Here is a 6266-nt window from a genome sequence, read left to right on the forward strand (position 1 = left end):
CCATCCACCCCTTTCTGTTCCCACCCCGTCCCGCGCTGCGGGCATAACCCTCAAAGGAAAATTCCATGGCCTCGCTCGAAAAAGTTCTGTACACCGCCAACGCCCACACCACCGGAGGCCGCGACGGCACCTCGCGCACCGATGACGGCCGCCTGGACATCAAGCTGTCGTCTCCCGGCACGGCTGGCACCGGCACCAACCCCGAGCAGCTGTTTGCCGCTGGCTATTCGGCCTGCTTCATCGGCGCCATGAAGGCCGTGGCTGGTATGCAAAAAATCACCCTGCCACAGGACCTGGCCGTTGACGCCAGCGTGGACCTGGGCAAGGTGGGTGCAGGTTATGGCATCGCTGTGCGCCTGGCCATCAGCCTGCCCGGCATGGACCGCAGCGCCGCCCAAGCCCTGGTGGATGCGGCCCACCAGGTGTGCCCCTACTCCAACGCCACGCGCGGCAACATCGACGTGGCGCTGACACTGGTCTGAACCACCGGGGCCGCACCAGCGCGCCGCGTGCGCCGCTGCGGCCCCGTCGCTTGCCAATGGCATCCGGCCTTGCCGCCAGATTTGCCGCTCTGCGCGACAAAATCGCGCACATCGCTCAGGCGCATGGGTCCGTGCAAGCCAGGTCTCAGCCAGACGGGGCATGATGGCGTCTCAAGGAGACATCCATGAAGCTGGCCCTGCTGTCAGACATTCATTCCAACCGCCAGGCCCTTGACGCGTGCATGAGCCACGCCCGAGCGCAAGGCGCTGAGCGCTTTGCCTGGCTGGGCGATCTGGTGGGCTATGGCGCCGACCCCGGCTACGTGGTACGGCAGGCCATGGCGCTGGTGGCAGACGGCCACTGCGTGATTGGTGGCAACCATGACGCCCTGGCCGTGCACCCTCCAAAACCCGGTGACCGGGCGGCCAGTACCGTGGCGGCATACGGGGCCCAGTGGACGCACGAACAGCTCACGCCGCAAGAGCGCGCCTTTCTTGCTGCCCGCCCCCTGGTCGCCGAGATCGGCGGCGTGCTGCTGGCACATGCCAGCGCAGACACCCCCGAGCGCTGGCCTTATTTGGACAACGAAACCGCAGCAGCGCAATGCCTGGACGCCGCAACCCGGCGCCCCGGCATCTGCCATGTGGTTTGCGGCCATGTGCACCAGCAAACGCTGTACCAGCGCGGCACCTGGCGCGGGCTCGTGTGCTTTACACCCCAGCCGGGCGTGGCCCTTCCGGTGCCGCCACCGCAGCAGTGGGTGGCGACCATCGGCTCGGTAGGCCAGCCGCGCGACGGCGACCCGCGTGCCATGTATGCCCTGCTCGACACCGATGTCTGGTTGCTGCGCTTTGAGCGCGTGCCCTACGACCACGGCGCTGCTGCCGCCGCCATTCGCGCCACAGGCGCCATGCCCGATTACTTTGCCCAACGCCTGCCGCTTGGCCGGTGAAGCGTGCCAGCCCCTGCCAGGGCATCGCGCATTCGCCAAGCCCCAAGGCGTGTGGGGGCGCGGCACGGACCACAGCCCCCGCATGCAATACGCCGTGACGACACCCGACCGGGGGTATCCGCTGGCCATGCGCCTCCCGCGCTGAACGGCAGGCGACGATGGCCCGATGACCATTTCCCCAGAAGCGCCTGGCCTGCACCCTTTTTCCACCCTCACACCCGACATGGTGCTGGATGCACTGGCCAGCGTGCGGCCATCAGAGGCTGCGGCCCTCTCGAACTAGCTTCTGGTCAGCAGCGCGGGCGATGGTGCGTAAGAAGACTGGTGCGCCGCCCCGGCCAGCTTGAAGCGCCCCACCAGCCGTTCGAGCACGGCGGCCTGCTCGCTCATGGCACCGGCAGCCGCTGCACTTTCTTCCACCAGCGCTGCGTTCTGCTGGGTCATTTGCTCCAGCTCGCCCACGGTGGAGTTCACCTGCTGCATGTGGCTGCTTTGTTCGGCGGAGCTGGCAGAAATCTCCTCGATGATGCCGCTGACGCGCTGCACCGACTGCACGATCTCCTGCATGGTCTGCCCGGCGCGGTCCACCAGCGCCGTGCCGGCTTCCACGTTCTCCACCGAGGCGGAGATCAGCGCCTTGACCTCGCGTGCGGCCTCGGCCGAGCGCCCGGCCAGCGAGCGCACCTCGCTGGCCACCACCGCAAAGCCGCGCCCCTGCTCTCCGGCACAGGCCGCTTCCACGGCGGCGTTCAGCGCCAGGATGTTGGTCTGGAAGGCAATGCCGTCGATCACGGCAATGATGTCCACGATCTTCTTGGACGAGTGGTCGATGCGGTGCATGGTCTGCACCACCTCGCTCACCGACTGGCCGCCGCTTTGCGCCACGGTGTAGGCCGAGGCCGCCAGCGCGTTGGCCTCGCGCGCCGATGCGGCCGACTGGCCCACCACGCCGTTGAGGTGGTCCAGCGTGGACGATGCGCGCTGCAGGTTGGCGGCAGTGGCCTCGGTGCGGTTGGACAGATCATGGTTGCCATGGGCGATTTCGACACTGGCGGCGCCAATGCTGCCCGCCGAGCGCTGCACCTGCCCCACCAGTTCGGCCAGCGAATTCGACATCTGCGCCAGCGCGCGCAGCACTTCGCCCATCTCGTCCTGGCGATCGGTGACGATGCGCACCGTCAGGTCGCCCTCGCCAATCGAGCGCGTCACCTGCACGATGTCGGCCAGGGGCTCGGTCACGCTGCGCTGCACCAGCCGCGTGCCGATGCACACCGCTGCAATGATGATGGCCATGATGCCCGCCACGCCCCACACGGTTTTCAGGCGCTCGTTGCCGGCCTTGTCGCGCAGTTCGGTGGCGCCGCGCTCGGTCAGGCGCACCATGTCCTGCTGCGCGCTCTGCAAGGCTTTGAGCTTGCCCTGGGTGTCGCCCTGAATGTGCGCCTGCAACGCGGCTGCGTCGCCCGCAGCCTTGAGCTTTTGCGCAGCATCCAGCGATGCCTTCAGTGCCTGCGCCTGGCTGGTGGCGGCTTCCAGGGCTGCGCGCTCCATGGTGTTGGTGAGCAGCGCGCTCAGAGACGATTGCACCTGGGTGAGTTCTTGCAGGGCCTGCTCCTGCCCGCCCTGCAACAGGGCCGCCGAAGCCTCATCGGACGCCAGTGCCGCCCCCAGGGTGCGCAACGCCTGTGCCTCGACCAGCCCGCGCCAGCGCGACGCCAGCTCCAGCTTGCTTTGCTGGTCGGACTGCTCCTTGACCGTGATGGCCTGCGACTTCACCGTGCGCACGGCAGAGCCGGTGGACATGAGCACCAGACCGATGCTCAGTGCAATGGCAGGCAGCCATATCTTGGTTTTGATGCTCAACGCCATTCGTGCGTCCTACTGTTTCATGCACGGAGTCACATTCGCATGTAACAAAGTATGATATGGCCCAAACGGTCGGGAGCATCTGGACTATTCAGCCTGGAAACCTCCGCTGGATGTGCCCGACAGTGCCGTGATAGGCGTGCCAGGCAAGGTGTGACGACGCAGCGCTCTCCTGTGCGTCAGTCCACCGTTCGCAAGCGGTCAACTGGGGTTTCCAGGTTCTATCTCCAGCATGATCTCGTTGCGCCGAAACATGGGCAGGGTCCACGGCGGGTTGTAGCGGGCCAGCTGGGGGCTGCCACGGGTCTTGATCTGCTGCGCGGCCAGCCAAGCCACCAGTTCATCGGTGCGCTGCTGGACGATGGCTTCGGTGTTGAACCCCGAGTAGCTCAACACCGCCCAGGTCTTGGCCGGTACTTCACGCAAGGTCACCGCAGGGTTTTTGGGCCTGGGCAAGGTAGCCAGGGTGTATTGGGCGGGCATCACAAAATGCACGCGCCAGCTTTGGGCGCCCTGCAGCGCGGGGAGCGCCTGGCCGGCCTGTGCGCTGGCAGGGGGCAGCGGCTGCAAAGCCACAGGCGCCGTCATCGCGATGGTCTGCGTTGACGGCGGCGGCGGGCTGACGGGCTCCAGCGCCACGGGGGCCGTCATCGCAATCTTTTCTGCGCCCTTGGCCGGGGCAGCCCCCGCCGCCACGTTGTTGCCAAAGATGTAGTCGGCGATGGCGCGAAAGCCCTTGTTCGAGGCCGCATCCATATCGCCCGCGACCGTGGTCTCGGCAACGATGAACGGCGCATAGCGGCGCAGCTCGATGTGCCCGTGCGTGGACAGTTTTTCGTAAGCAGGTTCTTCAGTGGCCATGGCGGTTTGCCCCCACAGGCCCAGCGCCAGCGCCAAGGCGACGGCTGTCCTGCGGGGAGGGTTCTCAAGGGTTGAGTGGAGAAACAGGTGCATGCGTCTTGAGCTTTCGTCGCGTGGCAGCGACCAGACACGGAAGGTCCAGCAGACTGCCAGGGCCGTTGGGGTATTTTGGAATTCCATCACAGAACGAATGGCATGGTGCGCCCGAGGGCAGCGCGCAGCCAGCCAGCGACAATGCCCAGATGCACCACACCCCCGACGCCACGCCACTCCACCCCTTTGCCACACTCACACCCGACGTGGTGCTGGATGCACTGGCCAGCGTGGGCCTGTATGGCGACGGGCGACTGATGGCGCTGTCATCCTACGAAAACCGCGTCTACCAGGTCACGCTGGAAGACGGCGAGCGCGTGGTCGCCAAGTTCTACCGCCCGGAGCGCTGGAGCGAGGCCCAGATTCTCGAAGAGCACGCCTTTGCCGCCGAGCTCATGGCAGCCGAGGTTCCGGCCGTTGGCCCGCTGGTGCTGGCAGGCCGCACGCTGCACCCATTTGGTGGCTTCCAGTTCTCGGTCAGCCCCTGGCGCGGCGGCCGCCAGCCCGAACTGGACGACTTCGAGGTGCTCGAATGGATAGGCCGCTTTCTGGCCCGCATCCACACCGTGGGTGCGGCACGCCCGTTCACGCACCGCCCCGCACTGGATTTGCAAGGCTTTGGCGCAGAACCACGCGACTGGCTGCTGGAGCACGAGCTGATCCCGCTCGACGTGCAATCGGCTTGGCGCGATGCCTGCAAGACCGCTCTTGATTTGATAGCTACTAGCGCTCACCACATAAGCGCTACAGGCCAATTTCTCTTAAAAGACGCCACCCTGCTGCGCCTGCACGGCGACTGCCACCCCGGCAACATCCTGTGGACGCCGCTCGACGAATGGGGGCGCGGCGGCCCGCACTTTGTGGACCTGGACGACGCCCGCATGGGCCCGGCCGTGCAGGACCTGTGGATGCTGCTGTCCGGCGACCGGCGCCAGCGCACCCACCAGCTCGGCGCGCTGCTCGACGGTTACGAACAATTCCGCACGTTCGACCGGCGCGAGCTGGCCCTCATCGAGCCGCTGCGCACCCTGCGCCTGATCCACTACAGCGCCTGGCTGGCCCGCCGCTGGCAAGACCCGATCTTCCCCATCAACTTCCCCTGGTTCGGCACCAGCGACTATTGGCGCGGGCAGGTGGACATGCTGCACGAGCAGATTGAGGCGATGCAGGAGGAGCCACTGGTGGGGTGAGGGTTGAGAGGCGGGACGCAGCCAGCTACAGCCACTGGGGATGTCGCGCGAGTGGCTCCTTAAGGCTGATCTCCGACACTCGAACCTAACGCCTGAAAGTTCGCGTGTTGCGCAACTGGTCATTGGCCGAGCAGGGTCTCAAGCGACCGCTTTGTTGCTCAGACCGGTCACTCTATTGATGCGAGCCGGGCAAGGTAGCAGGAGCAACTGATCACACCAAGGATGAATTGGTTCTCCCGACCCGCTGCGGTCGGTGTTGATGTAGGCAACGATCCCAGAAAACCGTCCGAGAAACCGGGGGAATCCCACCCCGGATACTTGGCGGCACGGCTTATCGGAACCATTGCGAAGAGCATCCGCAGTTGGCCCGCGGGTCCGAAACACGTAGCCAAGGTCTTCTCAAAGAATTAGATCGGCCAGAACCATAGAACGTCCAAAAGCATTCTCTGGTGTGGTGACCTCATGGCTGCACCGAGCAGTGCGAAGCTGCCACATGAGCCGCTCAGTGCGATGCCTCGTAGTGTGCAAGCGGCTCGCTCCCACTCAGCGCGAGTAGCAAATTTTCAGCAGCCTGCAACTCGATGGCTCGGCGAACCTTCTTCACCGCCGAACCAATGTGGGGTGTGAAAACCGTGGAGGGGTGTTGCAAGAGTTCCGGATGAATCTGGCGAGGGCGATCTGCCAGCAGCCAGTCCTCCATCTCGTACACATCGGCGGCGTATGCACCCAGGCGCTCGTCCTTGAGCGCCCGTGCCACGGCAGCCTCGTCCACAACCGAGCCTCGCCCAATGTTGACCAGGATCTGCCCCCGCCGAACACCT

At 65.7% G+C, this 6266-nt stretch carries 6 protein-coding genes; 3 read left to right on the forward strand and 3 right to left on the reverse strand.

All coding sequences use genetic code 11. The annotated features are described in order from the left end of the window. The first annotated feature begins 65 nt into the window (after window positions 1–65). Complete coding sequence (locus B7Y64_RS11310; protein ID WP_024813118.1) at window positions 66–482, forward strand: organic hydroperoxide resistance protein; 417 nt, start codon at window positions 66–68, stop codon at window positions 480–482. A gap of 185 nt (window positions 483–667) precedes the next feature. Further along, a complete protein-coding gene (locus B7Y64_RS11315; RefSeq protein WP_291326124.1) occupies window positions 668–1435 on the forward strand; it encodes a metallophosphoesterase family protein in 768 nt (255 codons plus the stop codon). A 279-nt stretch (window positions 1436–1714) separates the two neighbouring features. Here B7Y64_RS11315 and B7Y64_RS11320 read toward each other — a convergent pair whose 3' ends face one another. Both B7Y64_RS11320 and B7Y64_RS11325 read right to left on the reverse strand, forming a co-directional pair. After that, window positions 1715–3304: a methyl-accepting chemotaxis protein gene (locus tag B7Y64_RS11320; RefSeq protein ID WP_291326122.1), complete on the reverse strand. Its 1590-nt coding sequence runs from the start codon at window positions 3302–3304 to the stop codon at window positions 1715–1717. A 198-nt stretch (window positions 3305–3502) separates the two neighbouring features. Next, entirely contained in the window at window positions 3503–4255 is a 753-nt protein-coding gene (locus B7Y64_RS11325; RefSeq protein WP_236637129.1) for a heme-binding protein, read from the reverse strand. Window positions 4256–4404: 149 nt separating this feature from the next. On the opposite strand from B7Y64_RS11325, the gene B7Y64_RS11330 reads away from it, so the two are divergent. Then, window positions 4405–5445, forward strand: coding sequence for a serine/threonine protein kinase (locus B7Y64_RS11330; RefSeq protein ID WP_291326120.1), 1041 nt, complete (start codon window positions 4405–4407; stop codon window positions 5443–5445). Between the two features lie 502 nt (window positions 5446–5947). Here the strand turns inward: B7Y64_RS11330 and B7Y64_RS11335 are convergent. Next, the coding region (locus tag B7Y64_RS11335) for an NAD(P)-dependent oxidoreductase (protein WP_291326118.1) at window positions 5948–6266 on the reverse strand (319 nt) is incomplete at its 5' end.

Source organism: Acidovorax sp. 35-64-16, assembly GCF_002281195.1.
In the GTDB taxonomy this organism is placed as follows: domain Bacteria; phylum Pseudomonadota; class Gammaproteobacteria; order Burkholderiales; family Burkholderiaceae_C; genus Acidovorax; species Acidovorax defluvii.